The organism is Motilibacter aurantiacus (genome assembly GCF_011250645.1).
GTDB classification, from domain to species: Bacteria; Actinomycetota; Actinomycetes; order Motilibacterales; family Motilibacteraceae; genus Motilibacter_A; species Motilibacter_A aurantiacus.
Map to the genome: position 1 here is coordinate 309,206 of NZ_JAANNO010000004.1, position 19,570 is coordinate 328,775.

The following is a 19,570-nucleotide window of genomic DNA, read 5'->3' on the forward strand; positions in this document are numbered from 1 at the left end:
GGCGTGCCGGCCTTGCTGGCTGCCCTGCTCGTCGCCGCCCCGATCGCCCCCGCGGACGCCGACACCGGCCGGCCGCGGCTGGCCACCGACGCCGTCGGCCCGCTCTTCGCGCTGCCCGGGCTGGTCCCCGGGCGGGAGCAGGCCGCCTGCGTGCAGGTCTCGTACGCCGGGCTGCCCGAGGGCTCCGGGCTCGGGCTGTTCGCGGCTGCCTCGGGCACCGGCCTGGCTGACCACCTCGAGCTGCGGGTCGAGCGTGGCACGGGCGGCCGCTACGGCGACTGCACCGGCTTCACCGGCATCCCCGTCTTCAGCGGCACGCTCGCCGGGCTGGCGACAGCCCACGGGACCGCCGCGACCGCGGCAGGGGGCGGCGGCGCCGTCGCCGGCACGGGGGCCGCGACGTACCGCATCACTCTCGCGCTTCGCGACGACGACCGCGCGCAGGGGCGCAGCGCGGACGCGACGTTCGCCTGGGCGACCCTGCTCGCCCCGGCTGCCCCGGCTGCCCCGGCCGCGCCGCCTCCTGCCGCGGGGGTCCCGGCGCCTGCTCCGGCTGTGCCGGGAACAGGGCCGGCACCCGGGTCTGCGCCAGGGTCGGCACCAGCGCCGGCGACAGGGCCGGGGCCGGTTCCCGGGCCGCCCGGCAGTACCCCGCCCGCCGCGGGCTCCCTCCGGCCGACGGCGAGCCCGTCCGTGCCCGGCGGTGACGACCAGCCGACCACTGCCCCGACCGCTCCCACGAGTACCACTGCCCCGAGTGCCGGTGCCCCGGCCACGCCCCGGACCGCGCCCCCGAGGGCGGCCGCCGCGCCTCGGGCGCCCGAGCCGCGGGTGCAGGCCCTTCCGGGCGGCCCGGCCGTGACGGTCCCGCTCGTCGGCGCCGCGGCCGGCTCGGCACCGGCCGTTCCTCCCGCACCCGGCGGGCCGGTGGGCCTCCTGCAACGGGCGGCGGCGGCGCTCGACCGGGCAGTGGGCGCGACGGTCTCGGCCGCCCACCGGGTGTCCGGCCCGGCCGCGACCGGAGCCGCCGTGGGGATCGGGACGCTCCCGCTGCTCGGTGGCTTCCTGCTCGTCCAGCGCAGGCTGGACGCCCGCGACCCCAAGCTCGCGCTGGCCCCGCTGGCCGCAGCGCCCGACCTGCCGTTCGACGACCGGATCCGGGGGAACGACGAGTGAGCCGTCAGCAGCCATCCAGCGCCGAGCCGGCCCGCACCGCCACCTCAGGCCCCGGGCTGGTCCCGCTGGCGGACCGGCTGTTCTGGATGCAGGCGGTCCGAATGGCGCTCGCGACCGCGGTGCTGGCCGGGACGCCGGTGCTCGGGGGCGAGGTCGCAGCGGGGCTCTGGGCCGCGACCGCCGGCTACCTCGCGGTCTCGTTGCTGCCCGCCCGGGCCGCCCGGCGCGGGACGACGCGAGCCGTGGGCCTGCTCGGGATCACGCTGCTGCTGGACGGGGTCTACCTCGCCCTGACGACCTACGGGGCGGCCGGCGTGGGCACGCCGCTGCAGTACCTCGTGGTGGTCCACCTCGTGGCGGCCACGCTGCTCGGCAGCTTCCGCACCGGGCTCAAGCTCGCGCTCTGGCACGCGATGCTGGCGGCGACCGCCTGGCAGCTCGAGCGGGACGCGCCCGCCCGCGAGCTGCTGGCCCTGCTTCTCGTCGCCTTCGGCGTGACCGCCGCGACGGCCACGCTCGCGGCGGTCAACGAGCGGGAGCTGCGGCGCCGCACGTACGACCTGTCCGCGCTCGCCGCCCTGGGCCTGCGGCTCGAGCGCAGCGTGTCGGCCGCGCTGGCAGGTCAGGCGCTGGTCGACGAGGTGGTCGGGACGTTCGGCTTCCCCCGCGCCGTGCTGCTCGCGGCCCCGCAGGGTGACCTCGTCCCGCTGGCCGTGCACGGCTCGGACGAGGCCGTCGACACCTGCGGCCGCCCGGACGACGACCGGCTGGTGGCCCGGGCGCTGCGCGAGCGCCGCACACTGCGCGTCGCCGCGCTGGACGGGCGGGAGGAGCCCTGGCTCGCGCAGGTGCTGGACGGCGCGCGCAACGTGCTCGCCTTCCCGCTCGTCGCCGACGACAGCCCGCTGGGCGTCCTCGTCGTGGAGCAGGCCGGGCTGCGCTCCCCCGGCGGACGGCCCCGCCCCGGCGGCCGGGTGGAGCGCCGCGTGGTCGACATGGTCGAGCGGTTCGCCGCGACGGCCGCGCTCGCGCTCTCCGGGGCATGGCTGCTCGAGCGGGTGACCGCCTTGGCGACCACGGACGCCCTGACGGGGGTGGCGAACCGGCGCAGCTTCGACGAGGCGCTCGAGCGCGAGCTGTCCCGGTCGTCCCGGTCCGGCGCACCGCTGTCGCTCGCGCTGCTGGACATCGACTTCTTCAAGCGGCTCAACGACACCTACGGCCACCAGACGGGCGACGTCGCGCTGCAGCGAGTGGCCGCAGCGGTGGCGCAGGCGGTCCGCGGTGAGGACATCGTGGCGAGGTACGGCGGCGAGGAGTTCGCGCTCGTGATGCCGGGGACCGCGCTCGCGGACGCCGCTGCGGTCGCCGAGCGGGTACGCGCGGCGGTGCAGGACATCGCCGTGGAGCCGCGCGTGACGGTCAGCGTCGGGGTGGCGGCTCACCCGCAGGCGGGCCAGGAGCCCGCGGGCCTGGTGGCCGCCGCCGACGCGGCGCTCTACGCGTCGAAGGAGGCCGGGCGCAACCGGGTCACCGTGTCCGGGGCCGATGCTCCCGCGCCCGTCCCGATGGTCGCCTGAGCGGGCGGCGGAGCGTCAGAACGCGAGAGCCTGGGCCCGCCGCTTGACCTCGGTGCCGCGGTTCTCGGTGAGCGCCTGGACGGGGGTCCCGGGCAGGCTGTCGTCGGCCGTGAACAGCCATCGCAGCGACTCGGTGTCGTTGTAGCGGGCGTCCGCGAGCAGCGTCAGCAGCCCGGGCAGGCCCTTGAGGACCTTGCCGTCGGAGACGAACGCGGCCGGGATCGAGAGGACGTTGCGCTCGCCGCGGCGCACGGCGAGCAGGTGCCGGTCCTTGAGCAGGGACCGCACGCGTACGACGTCGAGCCCCAGCTGCTCCGCGGCCTCGGGAACGGTCAGCCACGCCGGGACCAGGCTCTCGACGTCGTCGACGGCGGCGGAACCGAGTGCGTCAGTCACCGACTTAGCGTGCCACGGAGGGCGGGGCGGACCGGAAGCCCCTGCCCCTCGCGCCCTCCTGAGCGGCGCCCGAGCCGTGGGGTCGGGCGATTCCGCGGGCCACAGGATCCAGACAAAAAGGGCACAGGTCGGCAACGAGTCAACCTGGTCACAAGGACCCCACTTGTCACAGTCGTCACAAGGCTATTACCGTCTTCCGGACGAGAGCCGTAGCGACACGCCGAGTTCTTCCAGCACGGGGGCTGGCGCGGCAGCGGCACACCGACGCGAGGAGCCCCAGTGACCCCGTACGCGCAGCCCGCCAACGGGCTGGACGAGCCTGTGGAGCCGAGCGGCCCGACGGCAGCAGCGACCGGGCAGGCCCCCGGCCGGGAGGCGGGCGCCGGCGCTCGCCGTCGCCGTTCGCCGCGCGGCCGCTGGAAGCGGGCCCTCGTGGCCGGCGGCGCGCCGCTCCTCCTCGCCGGCCTGGTCACCGCGGGCGCCCCCGGCTGGGGCGCCTACACGGTGCGCAGCGGTGACACGCTCAGCGAGATCGCCGTGCGCTACCACACCTCGGTGGCAGCGCTCGTCCGGGCGAACGACCTGCCGGGCAACGGCAACCTCATCCGCATCGGCCAGCGGCTGAGCGTCCCGTCCCGGTCGTCGGCGAGCCGCAGCGCGCCGCGCACGAGCAAGAGCAAGGTCGTCGTCACGCACCGCGTCGTCCCCGGCGACACCATGGGCGAGCTGGCAGCGCGCTACGGCACCAAGGCCTCCGTGATCCGCAAGGCCAACGGCATCCGTCACTCCGCCGTGATCCGCATCGGGCAGGTGCTGCGCATCCCGGTCACCCGCAGGACCACGAGCGGCGGGTCGACCGGCTCCTCCTCGGGCGCGTCGAGCCCGTCGCCGTCGTACTCCGGCAACTCGTTCGCCGGGCGGACGTACCCGAACGAGACGGTCGCCCGGGCGGCCCGGAACCGCGCGATCCTCGCCTCCCGCTCGATGCCGTCGCGCGACAGCATCCGCGCCCTCGTCGCCTCCACCGCCCGCCGGCACGGGGTGGACCCCTCGCTCGCGCTCGCCGTGGCGTACCAGGAGTCCGGGTTCAACCCGCGCGTCGTGTCCGTCGCGAACGCGATCGGGACCATGCAGGTCATCCCGACCAGCGGTGACTGGGCCTCCTCGATCCTCGGGCGCCGTCTCGACCTGCTCGACCCGCGCGACAACATCACCGCCGGGGTCGTCCTGCTGCGCGTCCTGCTGCGCTCGGCCGGATCGACCGAGCGGGCCGTGGCCGGCTACTACCAGGGCCTCGCCTCCGTCCGACGCAACGGGATGTACACCGACACCAAGCGGTACGTCGCGAACATCCTGGCTCTGCGGGCCCGGTTCCGCTGACTCGCACGGGAACGGCCCCGGATGCTGCGTGCCTGCCGGGGCAGCCGACCTCCCGCTCGTACACTCCGACCGTGGACACGACCGTTCTCGACCCGCTCCTGGGGCAGGTCGTCGACGGCCGCTACCGGGTCGTGCGCCGGGTCGCGGCGGGCGGGATGGCCGTCGTCTACGAGGCCGTGGACGAGCGGCTCGACCGCACGATCGCGCTCAAGGTCATGCACCCCTGGCTCGCCGCGGAGGACGAGGCGGTCAACCGGTTCATCCGGGAGGCCAAGTCGGCCGCGCGGTTGTCGCACCCCGGCGTCGTGTCCGTGCACGACCAGGGGCGCGACGGGGACCGGGTGTGGATCGCCATGGAGTACGTCGACGGCCGCAACCTGCGCGCGGAGATCCGCGACCGCGGGCGGCTCGGGGCCGCGGAGGCGCTCGACCTGATCGCGGACGTGCTGGCGGCCCTCGCGGCCGCCCACCGCGCCGGCCTCGTGCACCGGGACATGAAGCCGGAGAACGTCCTGCTCGGCGACGACGGCCGGGTCAAGGTCGCGGACTTCGGGCTGGCCCGGGCTGCGACGGCGGCGAGCTCGACCCGCACCGACGCGATCCTCGGCTCCGTGAGCTATCTGGCGCCGGAGCTGCTCGAGCGCGGCGTCGCCGACCAGCGGGCCGACGTCTACGCCGTCGGCATCCTGCTCTTCGAGTGCCTCACGGGGGGCCGCCCGTTCGACGGGGAGACCCCCATCCAGGTCGCGTACCGTCACGTCCATGAGGACGTCCCGCCGCCGTCGTCGCGGGTGCCGGGCATCCCGCCGGCGCTCGACGCGCTCGTCGCCCGTGCCACCGACCGAAACCCGGACGGCCGCCCGGACGACGCCGGCGCCCTGCTCGCCGGGCTCGAGGCGGTGCGCGCCGCCCTCGGGCCCGCCGACCAGCCCACCGAGCTCGTCGCGCGCGGCGGGCCCTCGCGAACCCCTCCGCCGCCCCGGCCCGGCCCGGCGCACCTGCGCAGCGAGCACACCACCCGGCAGGGCGGCCGTCCGGTGCCAGCCCGGCGCAGGCGGGCCGTGCGCCGCCGCCGCGCGGTGCTCGCCGCGCTCGTGCTGGCCGCGCTCGTCGCCGGGGGCGTGTTCTGGTACGCCGGGCCGATCCGCTGGACCACCGCGCCCGCCCTCGCGGGCGTGACCGAGGCGGTCGCGACCCAGCGGGCCGAGCGCGCCGGGCTCGCCCTGGACGTCCGCCACGAGTGGTCCGAGACGGTCGCGGCCGGCGAGGTCGTGAAGGCATCCCCCGGGACGGGCGAGCGCGTGCTGCGCGACGGCACCGTGACGATCGTGGTCTCGCGCGGGCCCGAGATGATCCCGGTGCCCGTCGTGAGCGGCAAGGCTCCGGCCGACGCGACGGCGGCCATCGAGCGGGCCAGGCTCGTCGTCGGGCGCTCGGTCAACCGGTACGACGAGCAGGTCCAGCAGGGCCGGGTGCTCGGCACCGAGCCGGCGGCCGGGCGGGCGCTGCGGGTCAATCGGCCGGTCACGCTCGTCGTGAGCCGCGGGCCCAAGCCGATCCCCGTGCCGGAGCTCGAGGGCAAGCCGTCCGCGGAGGCCACCGAGCTGCTCACCGCGGCGGGGCTCAAGGCCAGCACGACGGAGGAGTACTCCGAGTCGGTGGCCAAGGGCGACGTCGTCTCCCAGTCCGTCGCTCCCGGCAAGGGGCTGAAGCGCGGCAGCACGGTCGAGCTCGTCGTCTCGCTCGGCCCGCCGCTGGTGCAGGTGCCCGACGTGATCGACGACAAGGTCTCCGACGCCGTCGAGAAGCTCGAGGCCGCCGGCTTCGAGGTGGAGCGCCGCGGGACCGACATCCTGGGCCGCGTCCTCGGGCAGAACCCCGACCGCGGCTCCAGCGCGCCCAAGGGCTCCACCGTCACCATCATCACGGTCTGACCCATCCGTCGTGCCGCCTCGCGAGACCTCGCTCGTCGGCGCCCACGTGCCCACCACCGGAGGGCTCGCCAGGGGCGCCTTCGGCTACGCGGACAAGGTCGGCGCCGAGGCCGTGCAGGTGTTCGTCGGCAACCCGCGCGGCTGGGCGGCCAGCGCCGGTGACCCGAAGCAGGATTCGCTCTTCCGCGATCGGTGCAGCGAGCTTCAGGTACCCGCGTTCGTGCACGCGCCGTACCTCATCAACTTCGGCTCCCCCACGGTGGAGACGTCCGAGCGCAGCGCCGACGCCCTCCGGCACGTGCTGCGGCGCGGCGCCGCGATCGGGGCGCGCGGCGTGGTCGTGCACACCGGCTCCACCGTCGACTCGGCGGGCCGCGAGGTCGGGCTCGCCCGGACGCGCGAGGGCCTGCTGCCGCTGCTGGACGAGCTCGAAGCGCTGGAGGACGCGCCCGCGCTGCTGCTGGAGCCGACCGCCGGCCAGGGGCAGTCGCTCTGCTCCACGATGGACGAGCTGGGCCCGTACCTCGACGCGCTCGACGGGCACCCCCGGCTCGGCGTCTGCCTCGACACCTGCCACGCCTTCGCCGCCGGGCACGACCTGGCCCAGCCGGGCGGCGTGAAGAAGACGCTCGACCGCCTGGTCGAGGTCGCCGGCAAGGGGCGGCTGCAGCTGGTGCACGCCAACGACTGCAAGGACGTCGTCGGGTCGTCCAAGGACCGCCACGAGAACATCGGGGCCGGGCACATCGGCCCGGACGCCTTCGCCGAGCTGTTCCGCCACCCGGCCGTGCGCGGCGTGCCGCTCGTCATCGAGACACCGGGCAAGGCCGACGGGGAGAAGCACGCAGCCGACATCGCGCTGCTCAAGCAGCTGCGCGACGCCGGCTAGCTAGAACCTCTCGGGCACGTCGGGTGCCACCTCCAGGTCGTAGAACATGCCGAGGAAGACCAGGAGCACCATCCCGGCCACCGCGAGCACCGAGCCGAGCGCCAGCGGCCGCGCCCATGACGTGCGCCCCGCGTCGCTGCGCACGGCGAGCAGCCCGAGCAGCATGGCCAGCAGCCCCGGCGCCCAGAGGCCGGCGGCCGCCCACACGGACGAGCCCCAGCTCGGGCCCTCGTCGAACGTGGAGTAGAGCCGCAGCGTCGAGTAGAACTCGACCCTGCCCATGACGGCGGCGAGCGCGAGCACGGCGGCGGCGACCGCGAGCGCCTCTGCTCCGACGGTGCGGCGCCGCGCGGCCGCGGGCCCTGCGTCCTCGTCGGCCTCGGCGTCCTCGTTTGCGTCAGCCGGGTCGAGGCCGAGCAGCTCGTCCTCGCTCAACACCTCCTCCGGAGGAGCCGCCTTCGGCCTGCCGTTCGGCCGCGGCTCGTCGGGCCTGCCGTCCCCCAGGATCTCCATGCCAGGACGCTAGCCGAGTTCGCGCTCCGGGGTAGGAGCCGCGAAGAACGCCACCGGGAGCGCATCGAGGGAGGAGCCATGGCGTTGGCGCGGACGTACCCGCACGGCGTGCCCAGCTGGGTCGACATCGAGCGGCCCGACCCGCACGGGGCGGCGGAGTTCTACGCGGGGCTGTTCGGCCGGGCGTTCCAGGACGCCCTGCCGACGGGCGCGCCGGAGGCGTCCCTCATCGCCTCGCTCGACGGCAGGGATGTGGCTGCGATCGGGTCCGGTAGCGCGAGCAGCCCGTGGCGGACGTACGTCGCGGTGGACGACGCCGGCGCGGCGGCGCGGGCGGTGACCAGGGCGGGAGGGACGTGACCGAGCCGCCGTGGGACGCCGGCCCGGGCGGCCGGGCCGCGGCCGGCGAGGACCCGCACGGCGCGGCGTTCCGGCTGTGGCAGGCGCGACGGCGGCTCGGGGTGCAGGTCGCGAACGTGCCGGGTGCCTGGAACGTCAGCATCCTGCACTCGCCGGACCCTGCGGCGTCGCTCGCGTTCTACGGGCAGGCCTTCGGCTGGTCCTCGCTCCCCGGCGACCCCGCACCGGGTTGGGCGATGGTCACGCTGCCGGGCTACGGCGCGCACCTCGCCTCGACCGTCGACCCCGGGATCTTCGAGCGGCAGAAGCTCGCGCCCGAGGGCTTCGCCGACGTCGTCGCCGGGATCGCGCGGGCGCGGGGCGGCGAGGCGCCGCGCTGGCACGTGCAGCTCACGGTGGCGGACCGCGACCGGTCGGCCGCGCACGTGCAGCAGCTGGGTGGGACGGTCGTCTCGACCACGAGACGCCGTCGACCGTCTAGGCCGTCGTGACCGACCCGGAGGGAGGCCGGCTCACGCTGAGCCAGCTCGTGCCGCAGGGGTGACGCGGCGGGTTCGCCAGAACCCGCTTTCCCCGCGGATGCGGTGGGGTTAAGCTGCGTCCGTGGGTTTCCGGTTCTTTAGCTATGGCGACGCGCCCGAGGCAGCTCGGGCGGGGCGCCCGGCAGCTGCTGCCTGAGCCGCACCCGCACCGACAAACATCAGCCCCGGGCCGTCTGGCCCGGGGCTTTCTCGTTGCCGCACAACCCCTGTCGCAGTCCAGGAAGGAACGTCCGATGGTCGTCGTCATGGCCCCCGAGGCCGCCGAGGAGCACATCCAGGCGGTCGTCGACCGCGTCGAGTCCGCGGGCGGGCGCGCGTTCGTGAGCCGCGGCGTCAGCCGCACGATCATCGGCCTCGTCGGCGACGTCACGCTCTTCGGCGGGTTCGAGCTCGACGCCATGCCCGGGGTCAGCGACGTCGTCCGGGTCAGCACGCCGTACAAGCTGGTCAGCCGCGAGCACCACCCGGCGATGACGACGGTCGAGGTCGGCGGGGTGCCGATCGGGCCCGGGACGTTCACGCTCGTCGCCGGCCCGTGCGCGGTCGAGACGCCCGAGCAGACGCTGGGCGCGGCGCAGATGGCCAAGGCAGCAGGGGCGACGCTGCTGCGCGGCGGGGCGTACAAGCCGCGCACGTCGCCGTACGCGTTCCAGGGGCTGGGCGAGCGCGGGCTGAAGATCCTGGCCGAGGTGCGCGAGGAGACCGGGCTGCCGGTGGTGACCGAGGTGGTCGACGCCCACGACGTGGAGCTCGTGGCGTCCTACGCGGACATGCTGCAGATCGGCACCCGCAACGCGGCGAACTTCGGCCTCCTGCAGGCGGTCGGAGCGGCCGGCAAGCCGGTGCTCCTCAAGCGCGGGATGTCCGCGACGATCGAGGAGTGGCTGATGGCCGCCGAGTACATCGCCCAGCGCGGCAACCTCGACATCGTGCTGTGCGAGCGCGGCATCCGCACCTTCGAGACCGCGACCCGCAACACCCTGGACATCAGCGCGGTGCCGGTCGTCAACGCGCTCTCGCATCTGCCGGTCATGATCGACCCCTCGCACTCGGGCGGGCGGCGAGACCTGGTCCTGCCGCTCTCGCGCGCCGCGATCGCGGTCGGCGCCGACGGGATCCTCGTCGACGTGCACCCGCATCCGGAGACGGCGCTGTGCGACGGGCCGCAGGCGCTGGTCGACTCGGACCTGCGCGCGCTCGCCGCGGTCGTACGCCAGCTGCCGCCGCTGCTCGGGCGCGCTCCGGCTCCGGCGGCCCCGGTGGCGGTGGGGTGACCGCGGCACGGCCTGGTGCCGGACGGCGTGGCTGAGACGCACCTGGCGGGGTATGCGCCGTTCGCCCCGACAGCGAGAGCAGTGCTCGCTGGCAACGGAATTCGAGGAGCAACGATGCCCGAGGTCGCGCAGCCGTTCAACGACGACTCGATCAAGGTCCGCCAGCTCAGTCACTACCAGTTCAGCTGGGTGGCGGGCGAGCCGGCGCAGAAGGGGACGTTCACCCTGCAGCTCGTGCTGGACCAGGGTGCCTGGGAAGAGGTCCTGACGCTCGACGCGGACGACGCCGACGTCCTGCAGGACCTGCTGGTCAACACCAAGACGGTGCACTACGACGTCAGCCGGCGGACGCTGATGTTCGGGGTCACGCCGACCGGGAGCTGAGCCGTCCGCTCGGACCAGGGGCGCCGCCACGGCGGCGCCCCCTGGTCCCGTTCCGGCTCGACGCCCCATGCGGGGAAAGCGGCTCGGCTGCTGCGCCCGCCGCCGATGAGAACCTCCCCCTCGCCAGGTCGACAGGTCGGAGATCGACGAAGGGGAACGCATGCGCAGGATGGTGGCCTAGGAGCTCATGTCGCTCGACGGTGTCGGCGAAGAGCCGGGCGACTGGATGTTCGACGTCGACGAGGCGGTCTTCGTCAACCTCGCGGAGGTCATCGGCACGCAGGACAGCATGCTGCTCCGGCGCGGGACGTACGACTACTGGGCGGGGTACTGGCCGACCTCGGGCGTCGAGCCCTTCGCGAGCTTCATCAACCGGCTCCGAAGCACGTCTTCACGTCGACCCCGCTCTCCGTGCCGTGGCAGGGCTCCGTCGTCGTGTCCGAGCCGATGGTCGGGTACGTCCGGGCGCTGAAGGAGGCCGAGGGCGGCGACATCGGGGTGCACGCGAGCCTGACGCTGCTCCACGCGCTGCTGGCCGAGGGCCTCGTCGACGAGCTGCGCCTCGTGGTCCCGCCGACGCTGGCCGGGCGGGGCCGGCCGCTCTTCGAGGGAGGGGCGCTGCGCCGGCTCACGCTGCTCGACGTGGCCCGGACGGACGGCGGGGCGTTGCTGCTGCACGACACGATGCGCTGACCGGCAAGCTCCGCTCGGGGCGCTCGTCCGTTCGGCGGGAGCAGCCGGAGAAAGTTCTCGCCGGGGCAATGGACACACAATCCGGTTCCGGAGAATGCCGTACGCCCTCGATGCGTGGAAAACTCCGGAAGTGCCGTCGTCCGACGGCCTGGGCAGCGTCGCCCATCCCACACCGGAGGACGCCCGTGAGACGGCAGATGCTCTCGTTGACAGCGGCCCTGGCTGCCGCGGCCTCCCTCGCCCTGCCGACAGCGGCCGCGGACGCGGCGCCGTCGCCGGCGGTGGCCGACGTACCGGTCGTCGTCCCTGCGAGCAGCCCGGACGTGCTCCACCTCGGACGCTGGGACCGCTCCGCGGCAGCGTCGACCACGGTGAGCTCCGGCTCACGCATGATCCTCCGATTCACCGGAGCGCACATCGCCCTGTTGCTCGACCAGAGCGGCATCACGCTTCCGCCGCAGGTGTACGCCGCGATCGACGGGGCGCCCCCCGTCCTCGTCAGCGCCAACAGCAACCGCATCGACCTCACCCCCGCGGCGCTGCCCGCAGGCGCACACGAGCTGGTGCTAGCCGTCAAGGACGTCGACGAGGGCGGCAACCGCTGGAACCCGCCACTGCGCTCGGCCTTGAGGGTCACCGGCTTCGAGATCGACCCCGGCGCGACCTCGACGCCGTCGCCGGCGCCCACGGGACCGCGCATCGAGTTCCTCGGGGACTCGATCACGCAGGGCGTGCGCGCGCTGAACACGCAGCCAGGCGTCACAGGGTCCGACGCGACCAAGGGCTTCGCCTGGCTGACCGGCAACGCCTTCGGGGGCAATTTCCGCCAGGTCGGCTTCGGCGCCCAGGGCCTCACCCGGCCGGGCAACGGAAACGTCCCCGTCGTGTCAGCGAGCCTGACGTCCAACTACCGCGGGTCGCCGATCGACCCGACGTACGTCCCGGACGCCGTCGTCATCAACCAGGGCGCCAACGACGCGCTCGCCAACACCAACCCCACCACGTTCCGCACCGCGTACGAGGCCTACCTCCGGCAGGTCCGGGCGCTCTGGCCGAACGCATGGATCTTCGCCATGCGCCCGTTCGGTGGCCACATGGCGGCGTCCGTCGCGGCGGCGGTCCCCGCCGTCGGGGACCCGCGCATCGTCTACGTGGACACCACCGGGTGGGTCCCCCGCCTGCAGACGACCGACGACCTCCACCCCAGCGTCGTGGGGCACCAGAACGCGGCGCGCCGGCTCGTCAAGGTCATCGAGCGTCGCACCGGCTGGCAGGCCGCGGACATCGACCGCGCCAGGGCCGGGCTGCTCGCGCTCGGCGGGCCGCGCGGGTTCGAGGGCTCAGGCGCGGTGACATGGCAGGCGGGGCAGAACGTGAGCGCTGCCGCGCCGGGCACCCCGGCGTACGAGGGCTCGACCGCGCTGCAGGTGACGTCCGCGGCCGCGCCCCTCGGCGAGTGGCGGACCATCGACCTGACCGCCCGGGCCCACCTGTCCACCAAGGCCCAGGAGATCTTCGCCTTCGTCCGCCCGGTCCCGGCCCGGGCCCTCGACGTGCGGCTGCGCGTCGTGCGGGGCGGCCGGGTCTACGAGAGCGCCGTCTCGGCGCTGCCGAACCTCGCCGCCTTCATCCCGTGGAACCGGGTCGCGGTCGCGGTGCTGGGCCAGGGCCGGGTCACGGACGTCTCCGTGAGCGTTCGCGCGGCCGGGGGCACCAGCACCACGCCCGGACTGGTGTCCTTCGTGGTCGACGACCTCGGGTGGACCGACACGGCGACGGCGCTGACGTCGATCCCCGTGCCGGGCTGAGCGACGCTCGTAGCGGGGCAGGGCGCTGCAGCCGTATCACGCGCAGCGCCGACCCGCGGACGCGCCTCCGACCTGCCCGGTAGGAGGCGCGTCCGCGGGACGTCCCTGCGCCTCAGAGCTCGACGACCTCGTTCTCCGCGCCCTCGATCCGCTCCCCCTTGACCTTCGCCTTGGCGAAGCTGAGCAGCGTCATCACCTTGCCGCCCGGGGTGTCCCAGTACTCCGCGCTGTCCGCGTGGATCTTCACCAGGACGAGCCCGGGGGTCTCGGGGCCGTCCGGGAACCACGCCTCGAGCCCGGCGTTCCACAGCTCCTTGGCCTTGGCGACGTCGCGCACGATCTCGGCGTTGCCGGCAACGGAGACCCAGGAGCTGCCGGAGGAGAACGCGACGTTCACCGCGTGCCCGTGCCGGATCTGGCCCACCTTGCGCGAGTCCTCGTCCGAGGCGAACCACAGGTCGCCGTCGAACTCGACCTGCTGCACCGCCATCGGGCGGCTGACCAGATGGCCGTCGTCGTCGAGCGTCGTCAGCATGCAGGTCTTGATGTCCTTGATGAGCTCGGCGACCTTCTTGACGCCGTCCTCGTTGGCCATGAGCGTCCTCGTCCTCTTCGCGGTTGGCTTCGCGCCGGAGCCTCCCCAAGCCCCGCCGCGGGCACACCCGCACGTCCCGGGTCGCGGGCGGCCCCTCAGGCCCGCAGACTTGCGCGGTGACGCGACGGTGGCTGTTCGCGGACCAGCTCGGGCCGCACTTCCTCGATGACCCCGCCCAGCCGGTGCTCCTCGTGGAGTCGCGTGCCGTCCTGGCACGCCACCGGTTCCACCGGCAGAAGGCGCACCTCGTGCTCTCGGCGCTCCGCCACCGGGCGCGAGAGCTCGGCGACCAGGCGGTCTTCGTGCAGGCGCGGACCTACGCCGAGGCGCGCTCGCACGTGGCCGAGCCGCTGTCCGTGTGCGCCCCGACCTCACGCGGCGCCCTCGACCTGGTACGCCGGCTGCCCGACGTGCAGGTGCTGCCCGAGCGGGGGTTCGCCAGCTCGCGCGCCGACTTCGAGCGGTGGGCGACCGACCGCCGGCGGCTCGTGATGGAGGACTTCTACCGCGACGCCCGGCGCCGCCTCGGGCTGCTGCTCGAGCCCGACGGCGGCCCGGTGGGCGGGCACTGGAACTACGACACCGAGAACCGCGAGCCTCCTCCGCGGGCACCGCGTGGCACCGACGCGCCGGCGGTGCTGGACGTACCCGAGCCGTGGTGGCCGGAGGAGGACGACATCGACGGGGAGGTGCGGGCCGACCTCGACCGGTGGGAAGCGTCGGGCGAAGTCACCTTCGTGGGACGGGACGGCCCCCGGCGCTTCGCGGTCACGCACACCGAGGCCCGGTACGCGCTCCACACGTTCTTGCGGAAGCGACTGCCGGCGTTCGGCCCCGTCGAGGACGCGATGCTGCACGCCGACTGGACGATGGCGCACTCGCTGCTCTCCCCCAGCATGAACCTCGGCCTGCTCGACCCGTTGGAGTGCGCCCGGGCGGCCGAAGCGGAGTTCCGGAACGGCCGGGCTCCGCTGGCGAGCGTGGAGGGCTACGTCCGCCAGCTCATCGGCTGGCGGGACTACATGTTCCACGTCTACTGGCACTTCGGCCCGGACTACGGCAAGCACAACTACATGGCGGCACGGCGGAAGCTCCCCCGCTGGTTCGCAGACCTCGACGCGGACGCCGTCGAGGCCGCGTGCCTGTCCGACGTGCTAGCCGGCGTGCGCGATCGCGCCTGGGTGCACCACATCCCGCGGCTCATGGTGCTCGGCAACTACGCGCTGCAGCGCGGCTGGAGCCCCCAGGAGCTGCGCGACTGGTTCCACTACTCGTTCCTCGACGGCTACGAGTGGGTCATGGCGGCGAACGTGATCGGCATGTCGCAGCACGCGGACGGCGGGCTCATGGCCACCAAGCCGTACGCGGCCGGCGGGGCGTACATCGACCGCATGAGCGACTACTGCGGCGGCTGCCGGTACGACCCCAAGCACCGGCGCGGCGACGACGCCTGCCCCTACACCGCGGGCTACTGGGCGTTCCTCGCGCGCAACCGCGAGCGGCTCGAGGGGAACCGGCGCATGGTGCAGCCGTTGCGCGGGCTGGGCAGGCTGGCGGACCTGGACGAGGTGGTGGAGCAGGAGAAGGCGCGGGCGTCGAAGGCCCCGTGAGCGTCCGGTAGTCGCTGCGGCCCGGGCGCCAGCCGGCGAGGGACGCTCGGCGCTCCTGGCGTGCCGCTCTCGCTCCTCGGCGCAGCGAGGGCCTCGACAGCTCCGCGTCCGGGTGAAGCGTGACGGATGACCGCGGACGACGGCGTCTCCCGGAGCGCCGGATCACCGAGGACGACGTGGCGGCGCTGACGGAACGATGCAGCGAGGCAGCCGACGCCTACATACGGGGCGACGTCTGGCGCTACCTCTCGCTCTCCGACCACCCGTCGGACTACACGCTGATGCCACCGTACGGCGGCCCGACCTCTGTGGGCCTCGAGTACACCGAGGAGGCGGCGCAGGAGACCAGCCGCCTCTTCGCGTCCGGGGAGGCGACGCCGGTGGTGGTGGAGACGTACGTCTCGGGAGACCTCGTCGTGCTCGCGGGCGTCGAGCGCCAACACGCCGAGGTGGGCGGCCTGCCGGACCAGGACTGGTCGCTGCGGCTCACCATCGAGTTCCGGCGTCGCGGCTTCCGGTGGCAGATCGTCCTCCGGCACGCCGACCCGTTGGTGCGGGCCATCTCCATCGAGCACTGCGCCGGGCTGGCGCGCGGCTCGGACGGCTAGGGCTCGACCCGCGGTGTGCGCCGTGCCCAGCCGCGCCGTCGGACGTCGTCGGCGTTCCGACACCGAGCAACTGCTCCGGCTTCCGGGGCAGGCCGGCCTCTGTTCGGGCCCCGCAGCTGCACCTCCGGGGCCCTGCAGGGCTCCAGAGGTGGAGCTCAGGGACCCGAGGTGGTGAGACAGCGGCCCCGGATCGACGACGCCCGGAGCTCAGCCCTTCAGCGCGCGCCCCAGCACGTCGACCGCCCGCTCGACGCCCGTGGAGTCGACGTCCAGGTGCGTCACGGCCCGGAGCGTGCGCGGGCCGAGCGTGCTGACGAGCACGCCGTCCTCGGCGGCGGCCGCGGCGAGCGCAGGGGCATCGGGTACGTCCGCCACGACGATGTTCGTGTCCACCGTTGCCGGGTCCACCCCGAGCACGTCGGCCAGCCGACGGGCGTGCGCGTGGTCGTCGGCCAGCCGCTCGACGTGGTGGTCCAGCGCATGGAGCCCGGCCGCCGCGAGGATCCCCGCCTGCCGCATGCCGCCGCCGAGCCGCTTGCGCTGCTGCCGGGCGAGCGCGACCCGCTCCGCCGACGCGACGAGCAGCGAGCCGACCGGCGCGCCCAGCCCCTTGGACAGGGCCACCATCACGGTATCGGCACAGGCGCCGTACTCCTGAAGCGAGGTTCCGGAAGACACGTGCGCGTTCCAGAGCCGCGCGCCGTCCAGGTGGACGGAGACACCGGCAGCCTCCGCACCGGCGCGCAGCTTCTGCAGCTCGGCGAGCGGCTGCACCGTCCCACCACCGAAGTTGTGTGTGTTCTCCACCGCGATCGCGGCGGTGTGCACGAAGTACGGCCCGGCCTTGGGCGCGACGAGCCCGAGCACCGCGTCGGCGTCGAGCAGGCCGCGGTCCGACGGCCAGGTGCGCGTGGTGACGCCGTGGACGGCGGCGTGCGCGCCGAGCTCGGCCCGCACGACGTGGGCCTGCACGTCGCAGAGCAGCTCCTGCCCCGGCTGGACGAGCAGCGCGACGCCGAGCAGGTTGGCCAGCGAGCCGGTCGCCGTGAAGAGCGCCGCCTCGTGGCCGAGCAGCCCCGCCACCCGCTCCTCGAGCGCGCGGACGGTGGGGTCCTCGCCGTACACGTCGTCGCCGACCTCCGCTGCGGCGATCGCCTCCCGCATGCCGCGGGTCGGCTTGGTGACCGTGTCGCTGCGCAGGTCGACGAGCCCGCTCGTCACCGGTCGGCCAGCAGCTCGGCGACCTGGAAGGCGAGCTCCAGCGACTGCTGGTGGTTCAGCCGCGGGTCGCACGCGGTCTCGTAGCGGAACGTCAGGTCCGGCTCGGAGAGGCCGCCCGCGCCGCCGATGCACTCGGTCACGTCGTCACCGGTGAGCTCCACGTGGACGCCGCCCGGCACGGTGCCCAGCGAGCGGTGCACCTCGAAGAAGCCGCGGACCTCCTCCATGACGTCCTCGAAGCGACGAGTCTTGACGCCGCCGAGGTCGATCGTGTTGCCGTGCATCGGGTCGCAGACCCAGAGCACCTCGCGCCCGCTCGCGGAGAGCTTCTCGACCAGCGGGGGGAGCGCCTGACGGATCTTCGCGGCGCCCATGCGGGTAATGAAGGTGAGCCGCCCCGGCTCGCGGTCCGGGTCGAGCTTGTCCATCAGCGCCAGCGCGTCGTCCGGGGAGGTCGTCGGGCCGAGCTTGACGCCGATGGGGTTGCGCACGCGCGCGGCGAGGTCGACGTGTGCGCCGTCGATCTGCCGGGTCCGCTCGCCGATCCACACGAAGTGCGCCGAGGTGTTGTAGGGCGTCCCGGTCCGCGAGTCGATGCGGGTGAGGGCGCGCTCGTACTCGATGAGCAGCTGCTCGTGGCTCGTCCAGAGGTCGACCCGGTGCAGCGTCTCCGACTCCGCGCCGACGGCGTGCAGGAACGAGATCGCCCGGTCGATGTCGCGGGCCATCGACTCGTAGCGAGCGGTCGCGCCGCCGCTGCGCAGAAAGCCCTTGTTCCACTCGTGGACCTGGCGCAGGTCGGCGAAGCCGCCCTGGGTGTGGGCACGCAGCAGGTTCAGCGTCGCCGCCGAGGTGTTGTAGACCTGCAGGAGCCGGCGCGGGTCCGGGATGCGGGCCTCGGGCGTGAAGGCGATGTCGTTGACAGCGTCGCCGCGGTAGCTCGGCAGGCTCACCCCGTCGCGGGTCTCCATGCCCGACGAGCGCGGCTTGGCGAACTGGCCGGCGATGCGGCCCACCTTGACGACCGGGACGCTCGCGCCGTACGTCAGCACGACCGCCATCTGCAGCAGCGTCTTGAGCTTGCCGCGGATCGCGTCGGCGGTGGCGCCGGCGAACGTCTCGGCGCAGTCACCGCCCTGCAGCCAGAACGCCTCGCCCCGGGCGGCGGCGGCCACCCGCTCCTTGAGCGCGTCGCACTCGGCGGCGAAGACCAGCGGTGGCTGTCCGGCGAGCTGGCGCTCGACCTCGGCGAGGGCCTCCCGGTCGGGCCACTCGGGCTGCTGGGCGGCGGGAAGGCTCGCGGTCCCGGAGGACTGGTCAGCGCTCACGGGGGGTAAGGCTACCCTTCACGCCCCCGCCCGACGGGCGCGCTTCACCCGGCCGTGCGAGGCTCCCCCGCGTGAGCCTGACCCTGCTCGACTGGCGGCGCCGGACGCACGCGATGTACGCCGCCGTCCGCCGCTCTCCCGACCCCCAGGACGCGTGGCTGGGCTGGCGGGCCGCCCGCGACCGGCTCTTCCGCACGCATCCGGACACCCCGCTGCTGGAGCCGGCGAGCCACCGTGAGCTGCCGTTCGCGCCGTACGACCCGGCGCTGCGCTTCGTGGCGCCGGTGCTGCCCGCCGAGCCGGCCGTGCACGCGGTGCCGGTCAGTGAGGGGACGGTCGACCTCACCCGCATCGGGCGGGTCGAGCTGCCGGTCGGCCCGCTCGACGTCTGGTGGCTGGGCGGCTACGCGGGCGGGCTGTTCGTCCCGTTCGCGGACGCGACCAACCGGGACACCACGTACGGCGGCGGGCGCTACCTGCTCGACACGGTCAAGGGCGCGGACCTCGGCGGCGGCGAGGGCGGGCTGCTCCTCGACTTCAACTTCGCCTACCACCCGTCGTGCCGCTACAACCCGCGCTGGAGCTGCCCGCTCGCGCCCGCCGGCAACCGGCTCGACGTGCCGATCGTGGCCGGCGAGCTGCTCTGACCGGTCAGCCGCGGGCGCTCGTCGTGAACAGCGCCTTGCGCACGGCGACCTCCTCCAGCTTCTCCCGGCGGTCCCCGACCTGGACCGTCCAGACGCGCGAGGACCGGTCGATGCCGCCGGTCGGCGAGTCGGGCGCGGCCCAGACCTCGCCGCGGCTGCACGAGTAGTAGCCCACCCACGTCGGGTGCTGGTCAAGCGCGCCCCAGGCACCGCCGACGCGCATCCGGCAGCGGCGGCCGTCCGCGAGGACGAGCCCGATCGGCAGGGGCCGCTGGAGGGGCTCGACGCCCACGACCGGGTCGCGGTCCAGGAGGTACTCGGTCAGGGTGCGTGACCAGGGGTCGACGAGGCACAGCACGCGCTTGCGCGTGCCCTCCCGCCAGCACGTGTCCGCGCTCGCGGCCGACGGTGAGCACGAGTAGATGTTCGCCGTCACCGCGGACGGCGCCGGGAAGACGACACCGCGGGACCCGCAGTCGACGGAGCTGCGCGCCCGCACCGGGGACCGGTCGACGTGCCACCCCTTCACCGGGGCACTCGTGACCGTGACCGGCGCCAGCCGGACCTGCTGCGTCGGTGCCGCGGCCGACCGAGCGGCCGCGGCGGTCGGAGCGGCCGCGGCGGTCGGAGCG

The 19,570-nt window shown here is 74.5% G+C and carries 19 protein-coding genes and 1 pseudogene; 14 read left to right on the top strand and 6 right to left on the bottom strand.

Annotated features, from left to right (window positions below; translation table 11 throughout):
- The first annotated feature begins 12 nt into the window (after positions 1-12).
- Together G9H72_RS10070 and G9H72_RS10075 are read left to right on the top strand one after the other, a co-directional pair.
- On the top strand, positions 13-1,176 hold the full coding sequence (locus G9H72_RS10070; RefSeq protein WP_166170452.1) for a hypothetical protein: 1,164 nt from the start codon (positions 13-15) through the stop codon (positions 1,174-1,176).
- Positions 1,173-2,756, top strand: a complete 1,584-nt coding sequence (locus tag G9H72_RS10075; RefSeq protein ID WP_166170454.1) for a GGDEF domain-containing protein — start codon at positions 1,173-1,175, stop codon at positions 2,754-2,756. The genes G9H72_RS10070 and G9H72_RS10075 overlap by 4 nt, the downstream gene beginning before the upstream one ends.
- Before the next feature lie 15 nt (positions 2,757-2,771).
- Here the strand turns inward: G9H72_RS10075 and G9H72_RS10080 are convergent, their stop codons facing one another.
- A complete protein-coding gene (locus G9H72_RS10080; protein WP_166170456.1) occupies positions 2,772-3,152 on the bottom strand; it encodes an Rv2175c family DNA-binding protein in 381 nt (126 codons plus the stop codon).
- A gap of 279 nt (positions 3,153-3,431) precedes the next feature.
- Here G9H72_RS10080 and G9H72_RS10085 point away from each other — a divergent pair, with 279 nt between their 5' ends.
- From G9H72_RS10085 to G9H72_RS10095, 3 genes are all read left to right on the top strand, one after another.
- Positions 3,432-4,532 carry a lytic transglycosylase gene (locus G9H72_RS10085; RefSeq protein ID WP_331272163.1) on the top strand — a complete coding sequence of 367 codons (1,101 nt, stop codon included), beginning with the start codon at positions 3,432-3,434 and terminating at the stop codon, positions 4,530-4,532.
- Positions 4,533-4,603: 71 nt separating this feature from the next.
- Entirely contained in the window at positions 4,604-6,466 is a 1,863-nt protein-coding gene (pknB, locus tag G9H72_RS10090) for a Stk1 family PASTA domain-containing Ser/Thr kinase (RefSeq protein WP_166170458.1), read from the top strand.
- 10 nt (positions 6,467-6,476) lie between these two features.
- Positions 6,477-7,355: a deoxyribonuclease IV gene (locus G9H72_RS10095; protein WP_166170460.1), complete on the top strand. Its 879-nt coding sequence runs from the start codon at positions 6,477-6,479 to the stop codon at positions 7,353-7,355.
- On the opposite strand, the gene G9H72_RS10100 is transcribed toward G9H72_RS10095, so the two are convergent.
- Positions 7,356-7,868: a hypothetical protein gene (locus tag G9H72_RS10100; RefSeq protein WP_166170462.1), complete on the bottom strand. Its 513-nt coding sequence runs from the start codon at positions 7,866-7,868 to the stop codon at positions 7,356-7,358.
- Positions 7,869-7,946: 78 nt separating this feature from the next.
- Here G9H72_RS10100 and G9H72_RS21520 point away from each other — a divergent pair, with 78 nt between their 5' ends.
- The 6 genes and pseudogenes from G9H72_RS21520 (at position 7,947) to G9H72_RS10125 (ending at position 12,929) form a co-directional block, all read left to right on the top strand.
- Positions 7,947-8,228 carry a hypothetical protein gene (locus G9H72_RS21520; RefSeq protein WP_231126706.1) on the top strand — a complete coding sequence of 94 codons (282 nt, stop codon included), beginning with the start codon at positions 7,947-7,949 and terminating at the stop codon, positions 8,226-8,228.
- Positions 8,225-8,719 (top strand): VOC family protein, encoded by a 495-nt coding sequence (locus G9H72_RS21525; RefSeq protein ID WP_331272164.1) that lies wholly within the window; start codon positions 8,225-8,227, stop codon positions 8,717-8,719. The genes G9H72_RS21520 and G9H72_RS21525 overlap by 4 nt, the downstream gene beginning before the upstream one ends.
- A 284-nt stretch (positions 8,720-9,003) precedes the next feature.
- The gene (gene aroF, locus G9H72_RS10110) at positions 9,004-10,044 is read left to right on the top strand and encodes a 3-deoxy-7-phosphoheptulonate synthase (RefSeq protein ID WP_166170464.1); all 1,041 of its coding nucleotides are present in this window, start codon (positions 9,004-9,006) and stop codon (positions 10,042-10,044) included.
- Positions 10,045-10,158: 114 nt separating this feature from the next.
- Positions 10,159-10,428 (top strand): hypothetical protein, encoded by a 270-nt coding sequence (locus G9H72_RS10115; protein ID WP_166170466.1) that lies wholly within the window; start codon positions 10,159-10,161, stop codon positions 10,426-10,428.
- A gap of 187 nt (positions 10,429-10,615) precedes the next feature.
- A pseudogene (locus G9H72_RS23400) lies at positions 10,616-11,121 on the top strand (dihydrofolate reductase family protein).
- A 185-nt stretch (positions 11,122-11,306) separates the two neighbouring features.
- Positions 11,307-12,929 (top strand): GDSL-type esterase/lipase family protein, encoded by a 1,623-nt coding sequence (locus G9H72_RS10125; protein WP_166170468.1) that lies wholly within the window; start codon positions 11,307-11,309, stop codon positions 12,927-12,929.
- A 112-nt stretch (positions 12,930-13,041) separates the two neighbouring features.
- Here the strand turns inward: G9H72_RS10125 and G9H72_RS10130 are convergent, their stop codons facing one another.
- The gene (locus G9H72_RS10130) at positions 13,042-13,524 is read right to left on the bottom strand and encodes a pyridoxamine 5'-phosphate oxidase family protein (RefSeq protein ID WP_166170470.1); all 483 of its coding nucleotides are present in this window, start codon (positions 13,522-13,524) and stop codon (positions 13,042-13,044) included.
- 116 nt (positions 13,525-13,640) lie between these two features.
- On the opposite strand from G9H72_RS10130, the gene G9H72_RS10135 reads away from it, so the two are divergent.
- Positions 13,641-15,134: a cryptochrome/photolyase family protein gene (locus tag G9H72_RS10135; protein ID WP_166170472.1), complete on the top strand. Its 1,494-nt coding sequence runs from the start codon at positions 13,641-13,643 to the stop codon at positions 15,132-15,134.
- Between the two features lie 176 nt (positions 15,135-15,310).
- Positions 15,311-15,742 carry a YybH family protein gene (locus G9H72_RS10140; RefSeq protein ID WP_231126707.1) on the top strand — a complete coding sequence of 144 codons (432 nt, stop codon included), beginning with the start codon at positions 15,311-15,313 and terminating at the stop codon, positions 15,740-15,742.
- A 207-nt stretch (positions 15,743-15,949) separates the two neighbouring features.
- Here the strand turns inward: G9H72_RS10140 and G9H72_RS10145 are convergent, their stop codons facing one another.
- On the bottom strand, positions 15,950-16,906 hold the full coding sequence (locus tag G9H72_RS10145) for a threonine aldolase family protein (RefSeq protein ID WP_196791061.1): 957 nt from the start codon (positions 16,904-16,906) through the stop codon (positions 15,950-15,952).
- Between the two features lie 53 nt (positions 16,907-16,959).
- Complete coding sequence (locus G9H72_RS10150; protein WP_166170476.1) at positions 16,960-18,291, bottom strand: class II 3-deoxy-7-phosphoheptulonate synthase; 1,332 nt, start codon at positions 18,289-18,291, stop codon at positions 16,960-16,962.
- Between the two features lie 71 nt (positions 18,292-18,362).
- On the opposite strand from G9H72_RS10150, the gene G9H72_RS10155 reads away from it, so the two are divergent.
- On the top strand, positions 18,363-18,938 hold the full coding sequence (locus G9H72_RS10155; RefSeq protein ID WP_331272167.1) for a DUF1684 domain-containing protein: 576 nt from the start codon (positions 18,363-18,365) through the stop codon (positions 18,936-18,938).
- A gap of 4 nt (positions 18,939-18,942) precedes the next feature.
- On the opposite strand, the gene G9H72_RS10160 is transcribed toward G9H72_RS10155, so the two are convergent.
- On the bottom strand, positions 18,943-19,467 hold the full coding sequence (locus G9H72_RS10160) for a hypothetical protein (protein WP_166170478.1): 525 nt from the start codon (positions 19,465-19,467) through the stop codon (positions 18,943-18,945).
- Between the last annotated feature and the right edge of the window lie 103 nt (positions 19,468-19,570).